The sequence below is a fragment of the Nitrospirota bacterium genome, from assembly GCA_016235245.1.
Lineage (GTDB): Bacteria > Nitrospirota > Thermodesulfovibrionia > Thermodesulfovibrionales > UBA6898 > UBA6898.
Window position 1 is genome coordinate 72,934 of the sequence record JACRLO010000021.1, and the last position, 23,479, is coordinate 96,412.

At 50.5% G+C, this 23,479-nt stretch carries 25 protein-coding genes; all 25 read left to right on the plus strand.

Annotation, left to right across the window (positions count from 1 at the left end):
- The first annotated feature begins 1 nt into the window (after position 1).
- The 25 genes from hypB (at position 2) to HZB31_10565 (ending at position 23,421) form a co-directional block, all read left to right on the plus strand.
- Positions 2-649 (plus strand): hydrogenase nickel incorporation protein HypB, encoded by a 648-nt coding sequence (gene hypB, locus HZB31_10445; GenBank protein ID MBI5848346.1) that lies wholly within the window; start codon positions 2-4, stop codon positions 647-649.
- Between the two features lie 14 nt (positions 650-663).
- The gene (gene hypF / locus HZB31_10450) at positions 664-3,051 is read left to right on the plus strand and encodes a carbamoyltransferase HypF (protein MBI5848347.1); all 2,388 of its coding nucleotides are present in this window, start codon (positions 664-666) and stop codon (positions 3,049-3,051) included.
- The gene (gene hypD, locus HZB31_10455; GenBank protein ID MBI5848348.1) at positions 3,048-4,121 is read left to right on the plus strand and encodes a hydrogenase formation protein HypD; all 1,074 of its coding nucleotides are present in this window, start codon (positions 3,048-3,050) and stop codon (positions 4,119-4,121) included. Before hypF ends, hypD begins: the two co-directional genes overlap by 4 nt.
- Positions 4,122-4,131: 10 nt before the next feature.
- Positions 4,132-5,142 (plus strand): hydrogenase expression/formation protein HypE, encoded by a 1,011-nt coding sequence (gene hypE / locus HZB31_10460; protein ID MBI5848349.1) that lies wholly within the window; start codon positions 4,132-4,134, stop codon positions 5,140-5,142.
- A 10-nt stretch (positions 5,143-5,152) separates the two neighbouring features.
- A complete protein-coding gene (locus HZB31_10465) occupies positions 5,153-6,052 on the plus strand; it encodes a SurA N-terminal domain-containing protein (GenBank protein MBI5848350.1) in 900 nt (299 codons plus the stop codon).
- An 18-nt stretch (positions 6,053-6,070) separates the two neighbouring features.
- Entirely contained in the window at positions 6,071-6,505 is a 435-nt protein-coding gene (locus HZB31_10470) for a hypothetical protein (protein MBI5848351.1), read from the plus strand.
- Positions 6,506-6,529: 24 nt separating this feature from the next.
- The gene (locus HZB31_10475) at positions 6,530-7,255 is read left to right on the plus strand and encodes a pyridoxine 5'-phosphate synthase (GenBank protein ID MBI5848352.1); all 726 of its coding nucleotides are present in this window, start codon (positions 6,530-6,532) and stop codon (positions 7,253-7,255) included.
- Between the two features lie 15 nt (positions 7,256-7,270).
- Positions 7,271-7,648, plus strand: a complete 378-nt coding sequence (gene acpS, locus HZB31_10480; GenBank protein ID MBI5848353.1) for a holo-ACP synthase — start codon at positions 7,271-7,273, stop codon at positions 7,646-7,648.
- Positions 7,645-9,210, plus strand: coding sequence for an NAD(P)H-hydrate dehydratase (locus HZB31_10485; protein ID MBI5848354.1), 1,566 nt, complete (start codon positions 7,645-7,647; stop codon positions 9,208-9,210). The genes acpS and HZB31_10485 overlap by 4 nt, the downstream gene beginning before the upstream one ends.
- Positions 9,203-9,880, plus strand: coding sequence for a peptidoglycan editing factor PgeF (pgeF, locus tag HZB31_10490; GenBank protein MBI5848355.1), 678 nt, complete (start codon positions 9,203-9,205; stop codon positions 9,878-9,880). The genes HZB31_10485 and pgeF overlap by 8 nt, the downstream gene beginning before the upstream one ends.
- Positions 9,881-9,972: 92 nt before the next feature.
- On the plus strand, positions 9,973-10,446 hold the full coding sequence (locus tag HZB31_10495) for a CBS domain-containing protein (protein MBI5848356.1): 474 nt from the start codon (positions 9,973-9,975) through the stop codon (positions 10,444-10,446).
- Positions 10,418-10,858: a tRNA (adenosine(37)-N6)-threonylcarbamoyltransferase complex ATPase subunit type 1 TsaE gene (tsaE, locus tag HZB31_10500; protein MBI5848357.1), complete on the plus strand. Its 441-nt coding sequence runs from the start codon at positions 10,418-10,420 to the stop codon at positions 10,856-10,858. Before HZB31_10495 ends, tsaE begins: the two co-directional genes overlap by 29 nt.
- Positions 10,833-11,684 (plus strand): NAD(+)/NADH kinase, encoded by an 852-nt coding sequence (locus HZB31_10505; protein ID MBI5848358.1) that lies wholly within the window; start codon positions 10,833-10,835, stop codon positions 11,682-11,684. The genes tsaE and HZB31_10505 overlap by 26 nt, the downstream gene beginning before the upstream one ends.
- 4 nt (positions 11,685-11,688) lie before the next feature.
- Positions 11,689-12,411 (plus strand): uracil-DNA glycosylase, encoded by a 723-nt coding sequence (locus HZB31_10510; GenBank protein ID MBI5848359.1) that lies wholly within the window; start codon positions 11,689-11,691, stop codon positions 12,409-12,411.
- Positions 12,412-12,456: 45 nt separating this feature from the next.
- The gene (locus HZB31_10515; GenBank protein MBI5848360.1) at positions 12,457-13,401 is read left to right on the plus strand and encodes a peptidylprolyl isomerase; all 945 of its coding nucleotides are present in this window, start codon (positions 12,457-12,459) and stop codon (positions 13,399-13,401) included.
- A gap of 80 nt (positions 13,402-13,481) precedes the next feature.
- The gene (locus tag HZB31_10520; GenBank protein MBI5848361.1) at positions 13,482-14,726 is read left to right on the plus strand and encodes a cobalamin B12-binding domain-containing protein; all 1,245 of its coding nucleotides are present in this window, start codon (positions 13,482-13,484) and stop codon (positions 14,724-14,726) included.
- A gap of 101 nt (positions 14,727-14,827) precedes the next feature.
- Positions 14,828-15,049, plus strand: a complete 222-nt coding sequence (locus tag HZB31_10525) for a NifU family protein (GenBank protein ID MBI5848362.1) — start codon at positions 14,828-14,830, stop codon at positions 15,047-15,049.
- Between the two features lie 11 nt (positions 15,050-15,060).
- A complete protein-coding gene (locus HZB31_10530; GenBank protein MBI5848363.1) occupies positions 15,061-16,239 on the plus strand; it encodes an N-acetylmuramoyl-L-alanine amidase in 1,179 nt (392 codons plus the stop codon).
- Entirely contained in the window at positions 16,229-16,840 is a 612-nt protein-coding gene (locus HZB31_10535; protein ID MBI5848364.1) for a hypothetical protein, read from the plus strand. The genes HZB31_10530 and HZB31_10535 overlap by 11 nt, the downstream gene beginning before the upstream one ends.
- Complete coding sequence (locus HZB31_10540) at positions 16,830-18,425, plus strand: D-aminoacylase (protein MBI5848365.1); 1,596 nt, start codon at positions 16,830-16,832, stop codon at positions 18,423-18,425. The genes HZB31_10535 and HZB31_10540 overlap by 11 nt, the downstream gene beginning before the upstream one ends.
- Positions 18,389-19,087 (plus strand): gamma-glutamyl-gamma-aminobutyrate hydrolase family protein, encoded by a 699-nt coding sequence (locus HZB31_10545; protein MBI5848366.1) that lies wholly within the window; start codon positions 18,389-18,391, stop codon positions 19,085-19,087. Before HZB31_10540 ends, HZB31_10545 begins: the two co-directional genes overlap by 37 nt.
- Positions 19,074-20,141 (plus strand): AI-2E family transporter, encoded by a 1,068-nt coding sequence (locus tag HZB31_10550; GenBank protein ID MBI5848367.1) that lies wholly within the window; start codon positions 19,074-19,076, stop codon positions 20,139-20,141. Before HZB31_10545 ends, HZB31_10550 begins: the two co-directional genes overlap by 14 nt.
- Positions 20,116-21,696 (plus strand): ABC transporter substrate-binding protein, encoded by a 1,581-nt coding sequence (locus HZB31_10555; protein MBI5848368.1) that lies wholly within the window; start codon positions 20,116-20,118, stop codon positions 21,694-21,696. The genes HZB31_10550 and HZB31_10555 overlap by 26 nt, the downstream gene beginning before the upstream one ends.
- Positions 21,697-21,725: 29 nt before the next feature.
- A complete protein-coding gene (locus tag HZB31_10560) occupies positions 21,726-22,625 on the plus strand; it encodes an ABC transporter permease (GenBank protein MBI5848369.1) in 900 nt (299 codons plus the stop codon).
- On the plus strand, positions 22,609-23,421 hold the full coding sequence (locus HZB31_10565) for an ABC transporter permease (GenBank protein MBI5848370.1): 813 nt from the start codon (positions 22,609-22,611) through the stop codon (positions 23,419-23,421). Before HZB31_10560 ends, HZB31_10565 begins: the two co-directional genes overlap by 17 nt.
- Positions 23,422-23,479: the final 58 nt, after the last annotated feature.

Here is a 23,479-nt window from a genome sequence, read left to right on the forward strand (position 1 = left end):
CGTGAAAGTCAAGGTTGTAACCAGGATACTTGAGGCAAACGAGCGCATAGCTCTCGAAAACCGCAGGCTTTTTGATAATGCAGGACTGTATGTGATCAACCTCATGAGCGGGCCGGGAGCAGGCAAGACATCTGTTCTCGAAAAGACTCTTGCCCTGAAGACAGGTCTGAGGATAGGCGTTATCGAAGGAGACATCGCAGGCAGTGACGATGCCGAGCGCATCGAAAAACATGGCGCTCCGGTTATCCAGATCAATACCGGAGGCGCCTGTCATCTGGATGCTAACATGATCTATGAGGTACTTCAGGACCTCCCGCTTCAGGACCTTGATCTGCTCTTTATCGAGAATGTCGGAAACCTTGTCTGTCCTGCTGAATTCAAGGTCGGCGAGGATATCAAGGTGATGGTCTTAAGCATTGCCGAGGGGCACGACAAGCCGCTCAAGTATCCCCTGATGTTCCAGGAGTCGTCTGCCCTGCTTCTGAACAAGATCGACCTGGCCCCGTATCTTGATGTTGATATGAACAAGATCAAAAAAGACGCCCTGTCCCTTAATCCGGATCTTAAAATATTCGAGGTCTCCTGCAAGACGGGTGAAGGCCTTTCTGCGTGGACTGACTGGCTCAAGGAGAAAGCGCTGAGAAGCTGATCAGCAGGCTGCCTATGCCTGACCGGAAAGACTGTCGTATCATATCTATTCAGGGAATCGTTCAGGGTGTCGGCTTCAGACCCTTTGTGTATAATCTTGCCACTGAACTGAAGATCACCGGTTTTGTCTCAAATACCTCTGAGGGCGTTGTTATTACCGCAGAGGGCAGCAACCTCTCTCATTTTATCGAGAGGCTCAGGCAGGAAGCGCCGCCTCTTTCACGGATCATGAAAATAGATATTGCCCCTGCTGCACCAGAGGGTTTTACTGAATTTCTGATCAGGCAAAGTTCAGAAACTGGCAGTTTTACGCTTCTATCCCCCGACATCGCCGTCTGCGATGACTGCTGCAGGGAGCTGTTTGACCGCAAAGACAGAAGGTATCTCTACCCTTTCATCAACTGCACGAACTGCGGCCCCCGGTATTCGATCACCAGGGAAGTACCCTATGACCGGAAGAATACCACGATGCAGACCTTTACGCTCTGTGAGAACTGCTCCACTGAATATCACAGCCCGCGCGACAGAAGGTTCCATGCCCAGCCAATTGCCTGCCCAGCCTGCGGGCCAGAGGTAACGCTGCTCGACAAGAGAGGGAAAAAGATCGAATCTGCCGAGCCGATAAAAGCGGCTGTCAACCTTCTGAAAGAGGGGAAGATCGTTGTGGTTAAGGGACTCGGCGGGTTTCATATTATATGCGATGCATTGAATGCCGGTGCTGTAGTTCGGTTGCGCACAGTAAAGAGAAGGAATAATAAGCCCTTTGCCCTGATGGCCCCTGATATGGAGTCGATCAGGATGCATTGCGTCGTATCCGTGGCAGAAGAAGAACTCCTCAGTTCCATACAGCGGCCCATCGTGCTTCTCAGGAAGAAAGAAGAAAGTATTCTACCTTCTGCCGTTTCACCGGGCAATGCCAATCTTGGGTTCATGCTGCCCTATACGCCGCTCCATCATCTTTTATTCCATTATCCGCTAAACGGCCGGGGCCTTCCTGAGGAGCCGCATTTCAGTGCACTTGTGATGACAAGCGGCAACATCAGCGAAGAGCCGATTATCATATCCAATGAGGAGGCTGTTGAAAAGCTCTCATCAGTTGCAGATGCCTTTGTTGTCTATAACAGGAATATCTTCATGAGAGTCGATGATTCTGTGATACGAGTAAGGGAGAAGTTAACAGGCGGAGGCAGCATTAGTGCCGATACCGCATCGTTGCCCCTCACCCCCGACGCAATACCGTGCATCATGCGCCGTTCGCGCGGATATGTTCCTGAACCCATCCCTCTGATGACTGACGGCCCTGACATCCTGGGTTGCGGTGCTGACATGAAAAACACGTTTACGCTGCTTAGGGGTACCTACGCTATTGTAAGCCAGCACATGGGCGACATGGAGGACTATGCAACGGTCCGTTTTTTTGAAGAGACCCTCGATAACCTGAAGACTGTCTATAGAGCTGAACCGGCTGCAGTGGTCCATGACCTTCATCCCAATTATTTTTCAACAAACTGGGCAAGAGCGTATGGAATTAAACAGAACCTCAGGACAATCGCCATTCAGCATCATTATGCCCATATCGGCTCGGTAATGGCAGAGCACGGCCTGAGCAGAGTTATCGGCGTTGCCTTTGACGGCAGCGGGTATGGGGAGGACGGAACGCTCTGGGGCGGTGAATTCCTTGTCGCTGACCCCAGGGGCTTTAACCGTTCAGGCCATCTGAAGCAGGTGGCACTTCCGGGCGGGGAACAGGCAGTAAAGGAACCCTGGCGGGTGGCATTGAGCTATCTGAAGAACGCCTTTGGCAGCGATCTGAAGCGGTTCATTGGACCGACAGGATTCCTTCGGAAGTATGGCGAAAAGAAGATCACAGATATCGTTCAGGTGGCAGACAATAGACATTTCTCTCCCCTTTCATCCGGCGCAGGAAGACTTTTCGATGCGGTATCAGCGCTCATCGGTATCTGCGACATCAATACCTTCGAGGGGGAGGCTTCTATCGCGCTTGAATCATCCGTACTAAAAGGCATTTGCGAAGACTACCCTGTGGACATTCATTTTGATGACATCATCGAAGTTGATTTTTCGCACACATTTATCTCAATAATCGACGACCTGGCCAAAGGTCTTGATAGATGCATCATTGCGACGAAATTCCATAATACGGTTGCCATGTCGGTCATCAGGGTTGTCTTAAAGCTTTCTTTGATGAATAATATAAAGATAGTTGCCCTAAGCGGCGGCGTCTTTCAGAACCTCTACCTCTACGGGAAAGTTGCTGAGAGTCTCCGCGGAGAAGGGCTGAATGTGTATACGAACGAAATAGTCCCCTGCAATGATGCAGGAATCTCATTAGGCCAGGTATTTCTGGCCCGGGAAATGATGAAAGCAGAAGGACACGTGTGAAGCAGATCATTGAAGCGATCAATGAACTTATGGTTTCTATCAACCGGCCGGTAAAACTGATGGAGGTATGCGGTACGCATACGGTAGCCATATTCAGACATGGCATCCGCGAGCTGCTGCCAAAGGAGATAAAACTATTGAGTGGACCGGGATGCCCTGTCTGCGTTACGTCGATCAGGGATGTTGATACGGTCATCGAAATAGCCAGGCATCAGGATGCAAGCGTAACTACCTTTGGCGATATGATGCGCGTACCCGGCAGCAGGCAAACGCTCTCACAGGCAAAGGCAGAAGGAGGGGATATCAGGATAGTGTATTCGCCCCTTGATGCGCTGAAGCTGGCCGAACATATGCCGCAGCGTACCGTCGTATTCTTTGCAACAGGCTTTGAGACAACATCGCCCCTTGTAGCAGCAACCCTGGCCGAGGCTGAATCGAGAGGCATCAGAAATTTCTTTATCTATTCTGTCCATAAAACCGTTCCGCCGGCACTGAAGGCTTTGCTCAGCGCACCTGAAGTGCAGATCAACGGGTTTATCCTGCCGGGTCATGTCAGCACGGTGATTGGGTTGAGGCCGTACGCATTTCTTGCGGCCGAATATCATAAGCCATCGGTTGTGACCGGTTTTGATGCAGGGGATATCCTCAGCGGTGTGCTGATGCTTCTTAAGCAGATAGCCTGTAACAGGCCGGCAGTCGAAAACGAATATGCCAAGGTCGTAAAAGAAGAGGGGAACCCCCGTGCGGTTGCCCTGTTAGATGAATTCTTTGAACCTGAAGATTCATACTGGAGAGGGCTTGGCATACTGCCGGACAGCGGCCTGAAGCTGAGGGACAAGTATAGCCATCGCGACATCATGAATACGTATACGATCAGCGTCCCTGACGGTCAGGAACCAAAGGCCTGCTCATGCGGTGACGTACTGAAGGGCATCAAGATACCGACTGACTGCACACTCTTTGGAAAGGCCTGCACCCCTGACAAGCCTGTCGGAGCCTGTATGGTCAGCACAGAAGGCAGTTGTGCCGCATATTTCAAATATGCCGGCGCGGACTTTAGCCGGCGATAGCATCCGATAAATGGAAAATAGCGTAGAACGAATTCAGTTGAGTCATGGAGGCGGAGGACGGCTGATGCACCAGCTCGTCAGGGACTACTTTGTCCCCACCTTTGATCTTCAGACCCTGAATGATTCAGCTGTGGTTGAAGGATTTTCCGGAGGGAAGATTGCGCTTACGACCGACTCCTATGTAATATCTCCCTATTTCTTCCCGGGCGGGGACATCGGCATGCTCTCTGTCTGCGGGACGGTTAATGACCTCTCGATGGCAGGGGCAAAACCGCTCTATCTCACCACGGGGTTCATCCTCGAAGAGGGGATGCCCATTGAAGACTTGAAGAAGATTCTGGCGTCCATGAAGACTGCGGCTTACAAGGCTGGAATTAACATCGTGGCGGGTGACACCAAAGTTGTAGAAAAGGGAAAAGGCGATGGCATCTATATCAACACCGCAGGCATCGGGATTGTGGATGAAGGCATAGACCTTTCCCCAAACAGGATCAGACCCGGTGATAAGATCATCCTGAGCGGCTCGATCGGAAACCATGGCATGGCAGTTATGGCAGAAAGAAACGGTATCAGCTTTGAGCCTCCCCTTTTAAGCGATGTCTGTGCACTCAACCGCCTGGTTGAGACGATGCTTGCAACAACCAGAGAGATCCGTGTCCTGCGCGATCCGACCCGTGGCGGCGTTGCCACGACGCTCAAGGAATTTGCGGCCGACTCGGCATGTTGTATGATGATAGACGAGGAGGCTGTTTGCGTGAGGCCCGGTGTGCAGGGTGCATGCGATCTGCTCGGTCTTGATCCGCTGTATGTGGCAAATGAGGGAATTCTTCTTGCGGTTGTCGATGCCCGGGTAGCAGATGAGTTGGTCCGGGCGATGAAAAAGACAAAAGAAGGAGCGGAAGCATCCGTAATCGGTGAAGTGTCCGGGCAGCCCAGTCAGATGGTGCTTCTCAGGACAAAAATAGGCGGCACCAGAATTATTGATATGATTACCGGCGAGCAATTGCCGAGGATATGTTAAAGGAGGATGTATGGTTATTCGGTATGGCCTTATAGTGACAATGTTAGGTATGGCAGTATTCATAGGAGGGTGTGCTAAACCGGCCGCCACCGTTGACGGCAAAGGTATAAGCAGAGAAAAGATTGAGATGCATATGAAAGACCGTCTGCAGCAGCATAAACTTCAGAATGCGTCGGTTGATGAAAAAAAGATGAAGGAAGCCATTTTACAGGAACTGATTGGCGAACAGCTTGCGCTGAACGAAGCAGCAGCAAAGGGCATCTCCGTTACCGATGCCGAGGTTAACGGTGAATTGGATCAACTCCGCAAGAAACTCGGCGAGGAGCCGTATCAAAAAGCCCTCAAAGACAAGGGCCTGACCAATGAAACGTATCGCAGCAGACTCAGGGAACGTATGACCTTGACACGGTTCATGGAAGGCTTTCTGAAACCTGATGCGATAACCGAACAGGAAATAATGGATTACTATAAGAACAGCCCCAAACCGTTTCTGAAGCCTGCGCGGGTCAATATGAAGATCGTAGAGTTCCAGACCGAAGACGCTGCTCATGCTGCGGCAGAAGAGATAAAGAAGACCAGGGCTGATTTTGACGAATATGCAAAAAAACTTGATCTTGAGAAAAAAGCTTCCGTAACAGACTATGGGTGGGTGTCGCCTGATTACTTTTCATCTTCCATGGCCTCGTCCATTAAAATGCTTAAGGAAGGCCAGCAGGGTGGTCCTTATAAAGGCCAGGCCGCATTTTATCTTGTGCGGGTAAAAGAGAAGCAGAACGAAGGCATTGCCCCCTACGATGAAGTGAAAGAGAGCATCCGCACGACCCTGCTGCAGCAGAAGAGAGGCAACGCCTATATGCTGTGGCTTGAGCAGAAGCGGAAGTCTGCAAAGATCGTTATCAACCTGAAATAGAACAGACACAGAGTAGCCATGAACGACGAAAAAGTTATCTTGCGGTTTTTGGACGGAACGGTTCTCAAAGGGCATATCAGGGATTTTTCTGAGAAGTCTGATGAGCTGATCCTGCAGGAACTCGGCTCCGACATTGCCCGCGTAATGAAGAATGATGTTTTGAAGGCGATCTTCTTTGTACGGACCTTTGAAGGCAACAGGGAGTATAATGAAAAAAAATCCTACGGCATACGAAAGCCCCACGGTCATCGCACCTTCATCAAGTTCATTGACGGCGAGGATATGGTGGGGTTTCTGGAGAGCGAACTGCCCTGGGATAAGGGGTTTTTCCTCAGCCATCATACGGTCAACAACCTCAAGGGATTTTTCCTGCTTCCTGCTGATGAGGGCTCCAATAACCTCAGGGTGTTTATCTTTGTCCATGCCGTACAGGACGTGACGGTTGTTCCATAATAAAAAGGAGAATTCAATCATACGATGATACTCGGTATAAATATAGACCATATTGCAACGCTTCGTCAGGCGCGTCTGGGCGCAGAGCCTGATCCGGTCATGGCAGCGACACTTGCCGTCCTTGGCGGGGCAGACGGCATTACACTGCATCTGCGTGAAGACCGCCGCCATGTCAACGACCGTGACCTGGAGATGCTCAAAGGGTTTATCACGGTCGAGCTTAACCTGGAAATGGCCGCGACGGATGAGATGATCCGCATCGCTTCAAAGAAACTTCCTGATCTTGTTACGCTCGTCCCGGAAAAGAGACAGGAGCTTACGACTGAGGGAGGCCTGAACCTGAAGACAGGGAAGGGCGGCCTAAAGAAAGCGGTAAGAATACTGAAGGACAAAGGCATCAGGACGAGTCTTTTTATTAATCCTGATAACGAAGATGTTGACCTGACAAAAGAAATAGGTGCTGATATGGTCGAGATCCATACCGGTACCTATGCCAATGCGAGGGGAGAAGCCCAGGAGCGGCTGCGTGCGAAGGTCGCCAGCTCGATTTCTCATGCCTCAGCGATTGGGCTCAAGGCCAATGCCGGCCACGGCCTGAATTATCATAATGTCACCGGGATTGCCGAAATAGAGGGCCTCAGGGGTTTATATATCGGCCATAGCGTCATAGCGCGGGCAGTGCTGGTCGGCATGGAAAAGGCGGTCAGGGATATGAAAGAACTGATAATGATGTCCTGTCCGGTGCAGTAGTCAGACTGCTCTGAAATGATCTACGGCACCGGCATTGATATCGTAAAGACAGACCGGATTCGTGAAGCAGTCGAACGCGGAGGAAACAAGTTCCTGTCACGCGTTTTTACCGAGGCGGAAATAGCGTATGCCTATAAAAAAAAGGATCCGGCCCTGTCACTGTCGGTCCGCTTTGCTGCAAAGGAGGCTTTTATCAAGGCCCTTTCGCACGAACAGAATGTCCCCCTTATCGATATCGAGGTGTGCAGTGCGGATAACGGCAGGCCGGTGCTGCAGCTGCACGGCAGAACCGGAGAATTTATAAAACAAAAGGATATCAGGACAATTCATCTGAGCCTCAGCCATGAAAAAGATTATGGTGTCGCCTGCGTCGTGATCGAGGGAATACGATGAAGGTAGTTACTGCAGAGCAGATGCGGAACATCGACCGCCTCACGATCGAGAGATATGGCATCCCCGGCACAGTGCTGATGGAAAGGGCCGGTCTTTCGCTTGCTGAGAAGGTGCGGCTGCTTTTTGATAAAAAAAAGGCGGTCGTGCTCGCTGGGGGTGGTAATAATGGCGGCGACGGTATTGCCGCGGCCCGCAATCTGCATAACTGGGGATGGCATGTCAGGGTTCTCCTCATGCTCAGGGAAGACAGACTAAGTCCTGACTGTCTCGCCCAATACCGCATGGCAAAGCATTCCGGGGTTGCCATTGAGTTCAGAAAAGGGGTGACAGAAAAAGACCTTCATGGCGCCCTTGTCATCGATGCCCTTCTTGGCACCGGTATCAACAAGGACGTTACTTCTTATATGGCAGAGGCGATCCGGTTCCTCAACGCTGCGGATGTAAAGGTGGTTGCTGTTGATATCCCTTCCGGCATCTCCTCCGACAGCGGTCAGATCATGGGTGCGGCTGTGCAGGCGGATTATACGGTCACCTTTGGGCTTCCAAAGATTGGGCATATCCTCTATCCCGGAGCACAGTATTGTGGTCAGCTCGCTATCGAAGATATCGGATTTCCGGAAGAACTCCTCTCTGTTGACAGCCTTGGTTGCGAGACTATTGAAAAGAAGGCGGCTTCTCTGCTCGTGCCCGACCGGCCGGGAAATTCCCATAAGGGCGATTATGGACATATTTTGGTAATTGCAGGTTCGCGGGGCAAAACGGGCGCCGCGCTTATGACAGCAAAGGCCTGTCTTCGTGCAGGCGCCGGGCTTGTAACACTCGGCGTTCCTGAAACACTTCTTGACGTTTTCCAGGCCCGGGTAACAGAGGAGATGCTGCTGCCGCTTCCAGACTCCGGCAACGGTACGTTTTCTTCTCAGGCCTTTGATCTGATACGGCATTTCCTCGATACGCGTGCAGACGTCCTTGCTATAGGCCCAGGCATCACGGCCAGCGATGAAACAGCGGGACTTTTGAAATTAATTCTCGAAACCGTGACCGTGCCTATGGTACTCGATGCCGATGCGATTAATCTCCTTTCCGGCAGAAAAGACCTGCTGAAAACGGTGAAGGCCCCGGTCATATTGACTCCTCATACAGGTGAAATGGCAAGGTTCCTTGCATCCGCGACGGGTGGCGGCCATAAAGAGAAGGACCGCAACGGGCCTGAGATCGAGATTAAGCGTGACAGGATCGGATTATCCCGGACCACGGCAATGGAGACTGGTGCCTATTTTGTTTTAAAGGGCGCACCGACGATTATCGCAGACCCTGAGGGCAGGATATTTATCAATACAACCGGCAACCCCGGCATGGCGACGGCCGGGGCAGGCGATGTCCTGACCGGCATGTTAGCAGGCCTGCTCGGCCAGGGTATGCATCCGGTCGATGCCTGCAGACTTGCGGTCTATCTGCATGGGCTGGCAGGTGATGCAGCTGCTGAAGCGCAGGGCATGCATTCTCTTATTGCCTCTGACATCATTGAGACGATACCCAGGGCATTTCTTTCTCTTCGTGAATAACATCATTTACCCTGATAATTTGAAGTCAGTTGCCTCTGCCTGTTTTACCGGCAAGGACCCTGGGGCTGATCTTGAACGTATCGCGGAGCTGTTCGAGATAACGAGTGATCAGATATATCTTCCGATTCAGAAACATACTGATAGGGTCGTGGTCATTGATGCTTCACGTGAGCCCGTAATCGCTGATGCTGTCATAACAAGGCAGAAGGGACTCCTGATCGGTGTGCAGGTGGCTGACTGCGTGCCGATACTGCTCTGCGATCCAAAGAGGAAGGTTATTGGCGCTGTTCATGCCGGCTGGAGGGGAACTGCGGAGGCCCTACTGAAAAAGACCATACAGGTCTTTTCTGAACATTTCTTCAGCGATCCGGACGATATCCTTGTGGCTATCGGCCCTTCGGTCAGGCAGTGCTGCTATGAAGTGGACGGAGAGGTGATCAGGGCGGTTTCTCAGGCCACAGGGAAGGGCGCCTATTTCAAAACCAAAGGTGATAAATTTCATCTTGATCTTGCCTCTGCAAATCAAGTCCAGGCATTACACATGGGTGTGCCTGAGAATAATATTTGGATTTCCGATGACTGCACCTTCTGCAGCCCTGAGAAGTTCTTTTCCTATCGGTATTCCAAAGGAACAACAGGAAGACAGGCGGCCTTTATCGGAATCATCTGATCAGCGAAACACTAATCGTCGCAATTCCTCAGAATTACCTTCACAATCAATCTCTAACATGTTAAAATTATTGAAAAATTAGAAGGTGAACCATGCTTAAAGCAAAGGATGTAATGACCTGCGACGTCATCACGGTAACTGAGGGAATGACGGTTGACGAACTGGGAAGACTTTTTATTGAAAAAAAGATTAGCGGCGCTCCGGTTGCCGATTCCAAAGGCGCTCTTATCGGCATTGTCACCGAGAACGATCTTATACGGAAAAATACGCGCCTTCATATCCCGACAGTGCTGAGGATTTTCGATGCCTTTATTCCTCTTGGCAGGCGGGACAGTGTCGAAGATGAAATCAAACGGATGTCTGCTTCAACCGTGGGTGAGATCTGCACGAAAGAGGTGATAACTGTCTCGCCAGAGGCAAGCATTCAGGATGTATCATCCATCATGTTCGAAAAGGGCGTACATCTCGTGCCTGTTCTTGAAGCGGGAAGGGTTGTCGGTATTATCGGCAAGATGGATATCATCAGGAGCATGATCAATGAAACTGCAGAGCAAAAGCCCGGCTGATACCGAGGCGATTGGCTTCAGGCTCGGCAGACTGCTCAGGGCCGGCATGCTGGTCAAGCTGTATGGCGAACTCGGGGCAGGAAAGACGACCATGGTAAAGGGAATAGCGCTGGCTTTCGGCATTGAAAAAGACGATGTAATCAGTCCGAGCTTCACGATCATCACGGAGTATGAAAGTTCTCCCCGATTTTATCATCTGGATTTATACCGCATTGCAGGGAGCAGCGACCTGGAAAGCACCGGGATCTGGGACTGCGTAGGAGAAGACTCGGTCACCGTCGTTGAATGGCCGGAGCATGCCGAAGATGAGCTTCCGGCAGATGCACTGTCGGTAAGAATTTCGCACAAAGGTCCTGATGAGAGAGAAATAGAGCTGGAAGGTATCGATGAAAAAGATTGGCATAATCTGTAAACTTAGCAGGAAAGAGCCTCAGGATATCCTGAAGGATCTCCTGCCGTGGCTTGGCAAGAGGGGCTGCGAGGTCTTTCTTGATCAGGAGACGGCTGCACAAATGAACATAAAGGGATATGACAGGACAGATATCCCCTCTTTTGTCGAGGTCGTTCTTGTGCTGGGAGGTGACGGGACGATGCTGAGCGTAACCCGTCTTGTTGCCTGTGCCGGAATCCCTGTTTTGGGCATCAATCTCGGCAGCCTCGGATTCCTGACCGAGGTACACAAGGAAGACATCTACGCTGCGGTCGAAGAGATGCTCTCCGGCAGATGTGTGATGGAAGAGCGTCTTATGCTGAAGACCACCCTGCGCAGGGGCGCGGAGGTGATGGATCAGGTCCTGGTATTAAACGACGTGGTCATTAACAAGGGGGCACTTGCACGGATCATAGACCTTGAGGTGAGCATCGATCAGTCTTATGTGACGACCTACAAGGCAGACGGTCTGATCATCTCTACGCCGACCGGTTCCACTGCCTATTCCCTCTCTGCCGGAGGACCGATTCTTTATCCTACGATCGAAAATATTGTTCTGACGCCGATCTGCTCGCATACGCTTACCAACAGGCCTATCGTCCTGTCAGACAAGGTGTCGATCTCAATCAAACTCAGGTCATCAAGTGAAGACGTCTTCCTTACCCTCGACGGACAGGTGGGTTGCGCACTGAAAACCGGAGATATTATCGAGGTGGTCAAGGCAGACTGCAAGGCGCGGCTTCTCGTTGCAGGGGGAAGAGGCTACTTCGACGTCCTCCGCACTAAGCTGAAATGGGGAGAGCGCTAGTCAGATGAGCGTTGCGGTTGAAGAGATAAAAAGTCTGCTTGCTTTCTATCAGGCGCTCGGATTTGAGAGTCTACCGATTACCGTCAGTCCGCGGATTAAAGCCGCTTCTGCGGGACTCATCCGGAACAGCGGAGAACTGCCTTCCTCGGACAAGCCGGGCGATAAGGAGTCGCAACTCGGGGGATTACGGGAGCAGATCGGTGATTGCCAAAGGTGCAAACTTTCAAAACAGAGAAAGAATATTGTTTTTGGAGCGGGTAATCCTGGCGCAAAACTTATGTTTATCGGGGAGGCGCCCGGGAAGGAAGAAGATCTGCAGGGTCTCCCTTTTGTAGGAGATGCAGGCCTGTTGCTGACGCGCCTGATCGAAAAGATGGGGATGAAGCGCAACGAGGTATATATCGCAAATATCATCAAGTGCAGACCCCCCATGAACCGTGATCCTGAAGATGACGAGGTTGCTGCATGCAGGGGATTCATCGAAAAGCAGATATCGGTCATCAGACCGGCTGTCATTATGACCCTCGGGCGGATAGCCTTACAGTCCCTTATGAACGCCCCAAAACTGAAGATTACCGCGGCGCGCGGACATTTTCTTGACTATGAGGGCATTGCCGTTATGCCGACCTTTCATCCGGCGTACCTTCTCAGAAATCCGCAGGATAAGATGCTCACCTGGTCGGATGCCCAAAAAGTTCTGGCCCGCCTGGCAGGTCAGTCGCAATAGCGAAAAGGCTATGGACATGCTGATGGTGCCCAGCGGATACTGCAGATGCAGAGACTGAGACGTTACTTCGCCGTATTGTTCCCTGTCGTTGCGCTGCTCTGTGTGGTCACCCCTGCTTTTGGACTGACGGTAGACATGGTCCTTGCCGTAGTCAACGGCGAGGTGATTACCCTCACCGACTATGGCCGTTTCGTTATGAGGACGGCTCAGACCGTCGAAAAGGATACGGTCAACGAACAGCGACTGAAGGCACTGATAGAGGAAAGGCTGATCATTCAGGAGGCAAAACGGAAGGGGTATGATGTAACGGAGGAAGAGATCAGGCAGGGTATTGCCGCTTTTCTCCTTCAGTCGGGCATTCAGGAAAAGGAGTTTGAAACAAAAATCACTGCCGAGAATTTGACTATGGCCGATTACCGGACACTGTTCAGAGAGAACATTGTATCGTTAAAGTGCATCGAAAAAGAGGTCAATGCAAAAGTGATGGTCAACAGCAGCGACCTGGCACGCTACTACGAGACTCACCGGGCCAGTTTTATGGAAAGCCCGGAAAAGGTCCTTGTTATGGCAATTATTATAAAACTTGGCAATGCCCCAAGCCTTACAGAGATAACCGACCTGAAGATCAGGGCGCTCAAGGTCTATTCAGAGATAATAAACGGCGAGACGTTTGAACGGCAGGTACATAAGTATGCAGAGGAAACCATAAAAAATCGCGGAGGCATGTTGGGAGAATTCGAGCGGGGTGCCCTGATCCCTGTTCTTGATAAAAAGATCTTTTCCCTGAAGGAAGGTGAGGTGAGCGGGCCGGTCTGGACAAAGGATGGCGTATATATCCTCAAAATAGCCAGAAAGACCGAAGCGGTCTATGCTCCATTTGAGAAGGTTAAAAATGAACTGCAGACAAAGGCATACGAGGAGAAGCGTGAGGAAGCGTTTGGCGTCTGGATGAAGACACTATGGGAAAAATCTTCAGTAGAAATGCGGTAATCACCTGCCTGCACGTCCGTGAAACAGAGAGAGGACTGCCAAACCATATGGGCACGCTGAGGGTTCTTCCTGTATAACAGATGAAAATATTGCTAATTAATCCGAACCGCTTTCAATCTCCGCCCGTGCCTCCTATCGGTCTGGAGTACCTTTCAGGGAGCCTTGTCAGGGGAGGGCATGAGATCAAACTTCTTGATCTCACCTTTCACGAAAATGCCGAAGCGTTCATCGATCGCACAATCTCTGAGTTCCTTCCTGACATTGCCGGGGTAACGGTAAGGAATATTGACAGTGTCCTGTTTCATGACAATGAATTTTATCTGGACGACATAGCCGCAATCGTTCACCGGCTGAAGGCAAAACATGGGCTAAAAGTCATTATCGGCGGTGCCGGCATCATGGTCAACCCGGAAGGTGTGCTTGCATACCTCGGAGCTGATTATGCCGTTGCCGGTCCGGCTGAAGACATAATCAATGATCTTCTCGGCGCGTTACGCAGCGGCGAGGCGGTGAAGAAGGTATGGAAAGGCGTTTTTTGCCCATACTCTTCATGTTCGAGAATTACAACTGCAATCGATTATCAAAGATACGGCGCCTCAGGCGGGATAGCAGGCTTTGAGACGCATAAGGGGTGCAGTTCTTCCTGTGTTTACTGCATTGAGGCCCAGAGTCCGGTCGCATTCAAACGACCGGAGGATGTCATCCGGGAGATCAGGGGATTTATCGAAAAAGGGCAGAGCGATTTCCATCTCTGCGATCCTGAGTTCAATGAAGACCTGGACCACGCCATTGAGTTCTGCACTGCGCTGCGGCAGGAGCATATGAATATGCAGTGGGCTGTCTATATGAAGCCTGCAAACTATAATCAGAAGCTTTTCAGGCTTATGAAAGAAACAGGGGTCAATCTTATTACGCTTACCGTCGATTCTTTCAGAAAGTGTCCTCTTTACTGGACAGATGCGGAAAAGGTCATTTTCAATGCCCAATCCAACGGGATTCGTATTGCCATTGATTTTCTGACCGGGTTTCCTTACGAAGACAGCGAACTTCTGAAGTGGTGTCTTGATTTTTTCAGGAGGCTGCAGCCCAACCGGGTAACTATCAATACATTTATCCGCCTTTATCGGCCCCTGATGATTACGAAGATCATTGAACGGGATGACGCGCTTAAGGTCCATATTCTCGGTAATCGTGAGAACAAGGAGATGATATTGCCGGTTTTCTATAATCAGACAGATCCCCAACGGCTCAGGGAACTCATTGCGGGTGACAGAATTTTTAAAATCGAAGGAGAGGAGAAAGGAGTAAATTATACGAGGGCCTGAACCCGATTATCTCTTTTACAATGGGGGGAAAGGGCTCCAAGGGTGATTAAATACTTGAATATTTTATAGCATATTACTGATACTAAGTACAAGGAGCAATAATGTTACGGGAAAAGGTTGAACGTGTTTTGGATAAGGTCAGAGTCAGTCTCAAGGCAGAAGGCGGCGATATTGAGCTTCTGGATGTAAAAAATGATGTTGTGTACGTGAAGCTCAAGGGTGCATGCGGAACCTGCCCTATGTCTGCGCTTACGATGAAGAGTCTCGTTGAAACAAGCATTAAGAATGAGATTCCGGAGATTAAAGCAGTACAGGCGATCTGAAGCAATAGGCGATGGAGAATACAATAAAGTTATTCAGAACAATAAGGTTTTTTTCTGCAGTGCTTTTCTTTCTGTTCCCCACGATCTGGATTTCCCTGTCCGGATCTTCTTACGCCAGCGGAAAGATTGACGTTACCGATATTCGTTACTGGTCATATCCGGATTATACCCGGGTGGTAATCAGCCTTACCGAAAATCCGGATTATGCCGGCAACAGGCTCTCAAATCCTGACAGACTGTATTTTGATATAAAAAACAGCCTGCTAAAGAAGGACCTCCAGAAGACCATATCCGTGGGTAACGGCATGCTGAAGACCGTCAGGGCCGGGCAGTTTAATGACAGCACTGTCCGCGTAGTCCTGGATCTCGGCAAAATGACCAATTATAAGGTCCTGACCATGGAAGATCCCAATCGCCTTGTCATTGACATTTACGGTGAAAAACAGACCGCATCGGTCAAAAAAAGGATTGTGCTCGATCCGGGACACGGGGGGCATGACCCGGGTGCGGTCGGGCAGAAGAACCTGTATGAAAAAGATGTTGTGCTCGATATCGCACTGAAATTGAAGAAGATCCTTGCTGACGATCCAAATCTGGAGATCTTTCTGACCAGGGAAACCGATGTTTTTATTCCGCTTGAGCAGCGGACCACGATTGCGATCAGCAAGAACGCCGATCTTTTTCTGTCAATCCATGCCAATACGAGCCCTCGCAGGGATGCCAGGGGAATTGAGACCTATTTTCTGAACTGGACGAACGATGAAGAAGCGATGAAGGTGGCGGCCCGCGAAAATGCGATTTCACTGAAAAAGATGAAAAAGATGAATGAGGGCAAGGATGTGCTCGACGTCATGCTCAGTTCGCTCCGAAGAGACAACAAGCGCGACGAGTCACTCAAACTCGCAAACATTGTTCAGCAGAATATGGTCAATGGCCTGAACAGGAATTATAATCACATCGTCGATCATGGCGTAAAGCAGGCGCTCTTCTACGTACTATTCGGTGCGGATATGCCTTCTGTCCTTGTGGAGGTATCATTCATCAGCAACCCCCTTGAAGAGAAACTTCTCTCAAAAGACGCATACCGGTCGGAACTTGCGAAATCTCTGGCAACGGGAATCAATAAATATATGACTGCTGTGCCTGAGGGCCAGTCTGTTGCGCGGAACGGCAGGACCGTTGTCCCCTGAATTTCGCATCGTTTCGTATCTGCTGTTTGTCATCGTTCTTTTTCTGCTGCCTGATCTGACCGTCTATGCAGGGCTTATGGCCGCATTGAGTCTCTGCCTGATGACCGTTCCCTTCAGATCGCTTAAGGCAGGGTGGATGCCGATTATCATGTTTCTGACCTTTACCTTTATCAGCAATACCGTTTATCATTCCGGCAGGATTATCTATGCCGCCGGCCCGGTGATGATTACGGCCGAAGGCCTGCACCTTGCTGCTCTGCGAACACTGCGGGTCCTCCTGATGATCGGGGGCGTTAAGTTCCTCATGGCAAAGACCAAAACTGACCAGGTTGTAAAGGCGATGACAAATTTGCTGCAACCATTTGAAAAAGCCGGTCTGCCGGTAAACGATTTCTTTCATACCATGGGTCTCACCCTGAAATGCTTTCCGCTCCTGAAAGACGCTCTGGCGGGCCACTATGCGGCAACCATGCAAAAGGGCGGCGTAAGGGGCATCCTGAGCAGGGCAAAGCTTATGGCGCTCTTTATGCTGCCGCTTTTTGTCGAAAGCATCCACAGCCCTGAACTTTTTTTCCCGGAGTCCGACCTGCATGAAAAATAAGTTCGATCTCATCATTAAGCATGGGAGCATCTTTGACGGAAAAGGCGGGGACCCTGTTATCGCTGACATAGCGGTGCTGGATGGCAATATTTTCGGTATCGGGACCTACCGCGACGATGAGGCAGAAGCGATAGTCGAGGCCAGGGGGATGGCTGTTGCGCCGGGGTTTATCGACAGCCATGCCCATTCTGATTTTACCCTTATTGCCGATAGGCGGGCGGTAGGGAAGATACTGCAGGGTGTAACCACCGAGATAAACGGCAATTGCGGCATGTCAGCCGCGCCTCTCTATGGGAAGGCGGCAGAGCGGCGAGAGGACGATCTCAAAGAACTCGGTATAATCGAACGATGGAATTCGGTGCGTCAGTACCGTGAACTTATTGAGAAAAAAGGCTTGGCCCTGAATACTGCCATGCTGATCGGCCATGGCAATATCAGGGGATCAGTTATTGGATATGATAACAGAAGGCCTTCTGAGGCCGAGCTTCTGCAGATGAAACAGCTCCTCGATAGATCTATTCAGGAGGGCGGCATAGGCCTTTCTACCGGCCTGATCTATCCCCCCGGCATTTACAGCGAAACGGATGAGCTTGTTGCCCTGTCAGAGGTCTTAAAGCCCTACGGGCTGATCTATACAAGCCACATGAGAAGTGAGGGGGCGGCGCTTCTTGAGTCTGTTCAGGAGGTCATCTCGATCGGCCAGGCAGCTGACATCAAAACACACATTTCGCATATCAAGACTGCAGGGCAGCAAAACTGGCATAAAGCAGACGCAGCTATCGCCTTACTCATGGCGGCACGGGAACAGGGGGTGGAGATCAGCTGTGACCGCTATCCTTACACTGCCTCGAGCACGGACCTTGACTCCCTTTTGCCTGCCTGGGTATTTGAAGGCGGCAATGAGGAAGAACTGCAGAGACTCCACTCAAAGGAGCTGCTCGTCACGATAAGACGCGAGCTGCTTGATCAGGTCAAAGACAGGGCCTACTGGCAGCGGGTCATCGTATCTTCAGTCGTCTCGCCCTCCAGGTCATGGATGGAGGGAATGACCATAGCGGACATAAGTCAACGCCTTGGCTGCGATGAGATCAATGCGGTCTTCACCCTTCTTCGTGAGGAGAAATTGCGGGTCGGAGCCATATTTCTCTCGATGAGCGGGGAGAACCTCAAAACATTTCTTTCACTCCCATTCTGTACCATAGGCTCCGACAGCTCTGCCCGCTGCTTTGATGGTCCTACCAGACTGGGCAAACCCCATCCCCGAACGTTTGGAACATTCCCGAGATTATTCGGCACGTATGTAAGGGATGAAAAGCTGATGCCCTTGAAAGAAGCGGTCCGACGGGCGACCATGCTCCCTGCCGCACTATTTGGACTGAGGGGCAGGGGACAGATCAAGGAAGGCTTCGCGGCTGATATCGTTATCTTTGACCCTGACACGATAACAGACAAGGCAACCTTTGAGGATCCCTATCTGAAGCCCTCAGGTATACCGTATGTCCTGGTCAATGGGATACCGGCCGTTTGGGCGGGCAAGCCAACAGGCAAATGTGCAGGTCGGATGCTGAAGGCAACAGGACGGTGAGTTCACCGCCGCTTATCGCTGTCACCACAGGCAGCAGGGATAATTTTCCAAACGAGCCGCACCGGTATTTCGAAGCGGTTCGGAAGGCAGGAGGCATAGCCGAGTTTGTCTATTCCGGAACCGCAAAGAAAAGCCTGATGGACCATTTTGACGGTTTTCTCATTCCCGGCGGCAAAGATATTGATCCTCTGCGGTATAATGAGAAGCAGAAGTATGAAATCAGCCGCGAAGAACAGAAAAGGATCGTTTTTGAACTCTTTCTGTTACGGGAAGCAACAAAGAGACGAAGACCTGTTCTCGGTATTTGCTACGGCATGCAGGTTATCAATATTTTCTTTAAGGGCTCTCTGTATCAGGATATCCAGTCACAGAAGGAAGATTCGCTCGACCACCGCAAGGGCAGGCATTCACTTGCCGTGCATCTAAATCCTTTTCTGCCAAACGGATCGTTTGAGGTGAACAGCAGTCACCACCAGGCCGTCAAAGAGATAGGGAAGGGGCTTATCCCGTTTGCCTATGCGGATGATGCCATTGTTGAAGGGATCTATCTCGAGGACTATCCATTTCTTCTTGGCATTCAGTGGCACCCCGAGAGAATGGAGCATGCATTATCAGAAGCAATTTTTCGTGCTTTTGTGAAGGAGTCTTATGAGCTCAAATAGATTCACAACCCCCATGCTTCTTTTTATCATTGCCGTACTCGGCTACCTTGCATACCAGATCATAAGCCCGTTTCTTACGGCAGCAGCCTGGGCAATGGTCTTTGCTATTGTATTTTATCCTGTGTACGCCTTTATCTGCAGATATGTGAGATTCAAGTCAGTTGCCTCGTTGATCACGATAGTCTTTATTCTGATCATTATTATCGGTCCGATCTCGTATCTCACCTCGCTCCTGATCAATGAAACACAGGCATTTCTGGCCAGTATCGATCAGGACCGGCTTGAGTCGATACAGAAGTTCTATAAAGGACTGCGTTCCTCACCTATCTACCAGAAGATGAGTTCGTATATGGGAGAGCTCCCCTCGGAAAAAGTCATTCTGGAGGGCATCAGAAAGGCCGGAGGGACGCTTCTTCAGAACCTCTCGATTCAAATTACCAACGTGCTGGCCATTGCGGCAAACTTCCTCTTTATGATTTTTACGATCTTCTTCTTTTTCAAAGACGGCCCCGGATTTCTCTCAAAGGCGCGCGACTTTATGCCCTTCAGCGAAAAGCATAAGGACAGGCTGGCAACACAGGTCAAGGACATGATCGTCTCAACCGTATATGGGGGCGCAACGGTTGCGCTCATTCAGGGCATCCTTGGCGGTCTTGCCTATTATATTATCGGCATGGAATCTCCTGTCATGTGGGGTGTTGCCATGGCTGTCATGTCCTTTGTCCCGCTCCTCGGCACATTTTCAGTCTGGGGCCCGGGAGCGATCTTTCTCCTTCTGAGCGGAAGCTACGCCAAGGGTATAGGACTTTTCCTCTTCGGCATCTTTGTCATCAGCATGGTCGATAACATTCTGAGGCCCCTGATCATCGGATCCCGCACCAAAATGCCTACCGTACTTATTTTGTTCAGTGTCCTTGGCGGCATTAAACTTTTTGGCATGATCGGTTTTGTGATGGGGCCGCTCATCATGGCGGCCTTTATCTCCGTCTTTGAAATATTCCGCCATATAGAGGACGACAAGGAAGAGGATGTCGGGACTGGCCAACAGAGCTGAGACAAGACGTATAGTTCTGACGATTTCCTTTATTCTTGTGCTAAGCCTTGCGGCCTGCACTTCAAATGACAGAATCGCAGGATATATCCATTACCGTATTAATTACAATCCTACAACCCTTGACCCTGCGCTTATCGTTGATGTTACCGGAGGATTGATTGCTGCCAAAATTTTTAATGGTCTCGTCAGACTGAATGAAAAACTGGAAGTTATGCCGGACCTCGCAGAATCATGGAGCCTCAGTCCTGATGCTACCACCTATACGTTTTATCTGAGGAAAGATGCAAGGTTTTCAAACGGTCGGTCGCTATCTGCTGCTGACGTCAAATACTCCTTTGAGCGCATCCTTGATCCCGGGGGCAAATCGCCCCATACCTGGATTCTGGACAAAATATCAGGCGCAAGGGAGTTTATGAATGGCAAGAGCGATGAAGTCAGCGGCATACGGGTTTCAGGCCCTTATACTATCCAGCTGGTCCTCGAAAGACCTTTTTCTCCTTTTCTGAATCTGCTCACCATGACCGCTGCGTATGTTGTGCCAAAAGAGGATGTCAGGAAATGGGGAGACGACTTTGGGACACACCCGGTCGGTTCCGGCCCTTTTTGCCTGACACAGTGGAAGCATAACAACCATCTCCTGCTGGCTAGAAATGCAGACTATTTCGGCGGCATTGCAAAGAACATGGGGATTCGGTACAGAATAATTCCAGAGGATCTGACCGCAATAACTGAGTTCGAGCTTGGCAATCTTGATGTCATCTCTGTTCCGGCATCAGAATATCGCAGGATCAAAAATACGGTTGCATATGAGAACCTTGTCGCATCAATAGAAGGCATTAATACCTATTACCTCGGATTTAATTGCTCCCGTCCTCCCTTTGACAATATCAGAGCGAGAAGGGCTGTCTCCAGCGCCATTGACAGAAAGAGAATACTTGAAACGTTCTACGAGGGCAGGGGAAGGCTGGCTCATGGACCAATCCCTGATATCCTGAGACGGTGGGAGGCGCCTGCCCCTCCTGATTATGATCCTGTAACGGCAAAAAAACTCATAGACGCGGCCGGCTTGAAGGGAAAGAAAATACAGTTCTATATTACGGCAGACCCGGAGGTCGTCGACATTGCCGAGATCGTTCAGTTCTATCTTCAGAGCGCAGGTCTTTCGGTTACGATAAAGCAGCTTGAATGGAGTTCGTACAAGGCAGCTATCAACAATGGCGAGGCTGACATGTTCTGGATCAGCTGGTGGGCCGACTACCCTGACCCGGAGAACTTTCTCTTTCCGCTGTTTCATTCCTCAAATCATGGGCCAAGCGGCAACCGGACACGCTATACAAACAAGTCGGTCGATGACCTGATAGAGGCAGGGCAGAAGAGTGCCGACATGAAGAAGCGCGATCATTATTATCTCCTTGCGGAAAGGGCGATCGTTGAAGATATGCCATGGGTTTTCTTCTGGCACAAGACTGACATTACCGTCAGACAGGCAGCGCTTCGCAACTACCGCTTATATCCGATTTACAGTATGGACAAAGGCCTGGAGGTTTCTTTTTGAGATCGTTCATATTCACAAGATTATATCTCATGATACCGCTTCTTTTCGGCATAACCTTCATAACCTTCTCGCTGACCAAGGCACTGCCGGGAGACCCTGTCTACAGCATCGTGGGTGAACGTTCCAGCCCCGAGATCATTGAAAAGATACGCAGGGAGATCGGCGCCGATAAAAGCATGTTCAGGCAGTATGCCGGATATATCAGCCTTCTTTTGCAGGGAGAACTCGGACGGTCGTATTATACAAACAGAAAAGTGGCTGATGACGTTGGCCTCAAGTTTCCCAATACCCTGCTTCTGGCCTTTGCTGCAATGGTTATTGCTGTGCCAATTGGCGTGTTGCTTGGATTCATTGCAGCATTGCATAAGGGCAGGGCTGCTGACAGAATCATCACCATGCTATCGGTTTTCAGCATCAGCATGCCGGTATTCTGGAGCGGCCTCCTGCTTATGCTTCTTTTCAGTCTCAGACTTAAAGTTCTGCCTCCATCCGGAACAGGCGGACTGCAATACCTCGTACTGCCTGCGATAACCCTTTCGCTTCCCGCCCTTGCAACGCTCATCAGGATTACCCGAATCACGGTCCTTGATGTGATCGATATGCAGTTCATCAGAACCGCAAGGGCCAAGGGCTTAACGGAACGTGCCATTAATGCGATTCATATCATGAAAAACGCCCTGATACCGGTCATTACCGTTATCGGGCTTGAGTTTGGGAGCTACCTCAACGGTGCAGTTCTTACCGAGACTATCTTCGGATGGGACGGAATAGGTCGATATGCCATGGAAGGCATTATCAAGCGGGACTATCCTGTCATTATGGGATGTCTTTTGGTAGGAACGATCATCTTTGTGATAATGAATCTTATAGTTGACATCATTTACCATTATGCAGATCCGAGGGTGAGGGTGCATGGGACTGACCGGTAAGTTATCAGCAGCAATCCTTGTCCTGATTTTCATCCTCTCATTTTTTTCTTTCCTTATTGTACCCTATGAACCGGATGCAATAGACCTGAACAGCCTCAGAGAACCTCCATCACTAAGGCATATCCTCGGCACAGACAACAAGGGCAGAGACATTCTTGCGCGGATACTGTATGGGGGAAAGATTTCGGTCGGCGTTTCCGTGCTCGCAGCACTCCTGAGCATGACTATCGGCATGGCTGTCGGCCTGGTTTCCGGATATGCAGGCGGTAAGACTGACATTACCCTGATGGCGCTGGTAGATCTCATACTCTCTTTTCCGGCTTTTTTGCTTGCCATAGGGATATCTCTTGTCCTCGGTGAGGGGATCTATACGGTGATGATCGCACTGTCCGCAGTGGGCTGGACATCCTTTGCACGGCTGATCAGGGGGCATGTGTTATCACTAAAGGAGTCTGCCTTTATCGAGGCAGCCCGCGCCTTGGGCTGCAGCCCTGCTCGAGTTGTCCTTGTGCATCTGCTGCCCCAGTGCATTCCTCTGGCCTTTGTGATGGCAGGGTTGAAGGCAGGAGGATATATTCTGACTGAGGCAGGGCTCAGCTTCCTCGGTCTTGGCGCTCAGCCGCCCACTGCCACCTGGGGCTCGATGATCAGCGCAAGCAGGGTTTTTATCAATTCAGCTCCCTGGATGGTCTTCTTCCCCGGCATCATGATCGCAGTCACTGCCATCAGTTTTAATCTTTTAGGGGATTCATTGAAAGAGATGTACGATTTCAGAAAAGAAAAAGGATTACGATAAAATTCGCTGATGCCTTTGTCCCGAACATTTGCGGTCATAGCCCCAAGAACATTCCGGC

Excerpts from the sequence above, each read along its gene's own strand:
- HZB31_10540 (MBI5848365.1), top strand. The coding sequence starts at position 16,830 with ATGAAAAATAAGTTCGATCTCATCATTAAGCATGGGAGCATCTTTGAC.
- HZB31_10505 (MBI5848358.1), top strand. The coding sequence starts at position 10,833 with ATGAAAAAGATTGGCATAATCTGTAAACTTAGCAGGAAAGAGCCTCAG.
- HZB31_10555 (MBI5848368.1), top strand. The coding sequence starts at position 20,116 with ATGTCGGGACTGGCCAACAGAGCTGAGACAAGACGTATAGTTCTGACG.
- HZB31_10495 (MBI5848356.1), top strand. The coding sequence starts at position 9,973 with ATGCTTAAAGCAAAGGATGTAATGACCTGCGACGTCATCACGGTAACT.
- HZB31_10475 (MBI5848352.1), top strand. The coding sequence starts at position 6,530 with ATGATACTCGGTATAAATATAGACCATATTGCAACGCTTCGTCAGGCG.
- HZB31_10470 (MBI5848351.1), top strand. The coding sequence starts at position 6,071 with ATGAACGACGAAAAAGTTATCTTGCGGTTTTTGGACGGAACGGTTCTC.
- HZB31_10565 (MBI5848370.1), top strand. The coding sequence starts at position 22,609 with ATGGGACTGACCGGTAAGTTATCAGCAGCAATCCTTGTCCTGATTTTC.
- HZB31_10550 (MBI5848367.1), top strand. The coding sequence starts at position 19,074 with ATGAGCTCAAATAGATTCACAACCCCCATGCTTCTTTTTATCATTGCC.
- hypF (MBI5848347.1), top strand. The coding sequence starts at position 664 with ATGCCTGACCGGAAAGACTGTCGTATCATATCTATTCAGGGAATCGTT.
- HZB31_10465 (MBI5848350.1), top strand. The coding sequence starts at position 5,153 with ATGGTTATTCGGTATGGCCTTATAGTGACAATGTTAGGTATGGCAGTA.
- hypE (MBI5848349.1), top strand. The coding sequence starts at position 4,132 with ATGGAAAATAGCGTAGAACGAATTCAGTTGAGTCATGGAGGCGGAGGA.
- HZB31_10510 (MBI5848359.1), top strand. The coding sequence starts at position 11,689 with ATGAGCGTTGCGGTTGAAGAGATAAAAAGTCTGCTTGCTTTCTATCAG.
- tsaE (MBI5848357.1), top strand. The coding sequence starts at position 10,418 with ATGAAACTGCAGAGCAAAAGCCCGGCTGATACCGAGGCGATTGGCTTC.
- HZB31_10545 (MBI5848366.1), top strand. The coding sequence starts at position 18,389 with ATGTGCAGGTCGGATGCTGAAGGCAACAGGACGGTGAGTTCACCGCCG.
- HZB31_10560 (MBI5848369.1), top strand. The coding sequence starts at position 21,726 with ATGATACCGCTTCTTTTCGGCATAACCTTCATAACCTTCTCGCTGACC.
- HZB31_10525 (MBI5848362.1), top strand. The coding sequence starts at position 14,828 with ATGTTACGGGAAAAGGTTGAACGTGTTTTGGATAAGGTCAGAGTCAGT.
- HZB31_10530 (MBI5848363.1), top strand. The coding sequence starts at position 15,061 with ATGGAGAATACAATAAAGTTATTCAGAACAATAAGGTTTTTTTCTGCA.
- HZB31_10515 (MBI5848360.1), top strand. The coding sequence starts at position 12,457 with ATGCAGAGACTGAGACGTTACTTCGCCGTATTGTTCCCTGTCGTTGCG.
- acpS (MBI5848353.1), top strand. The coding sequence starts at position 7,271 with ATGATCTACGGCACCGGCATTGATATCGTAAAGACAGACCGGATTCGT.
- HZB31_10485 (MBI5848354.1), top strand. The coding sequence starts at position 7,645 with ATGAAGGTAGTTACTGCAGAGCAGATGCGGAACATCGACCGCCTCACG.
- HZB31_10520 (MBI5848361.1), top strand. The coding sequence starts at position 13,482 with ATGAAAATATTGCTAATTAATCCGAACCGCTTTCAATCTCCGCCCGTG.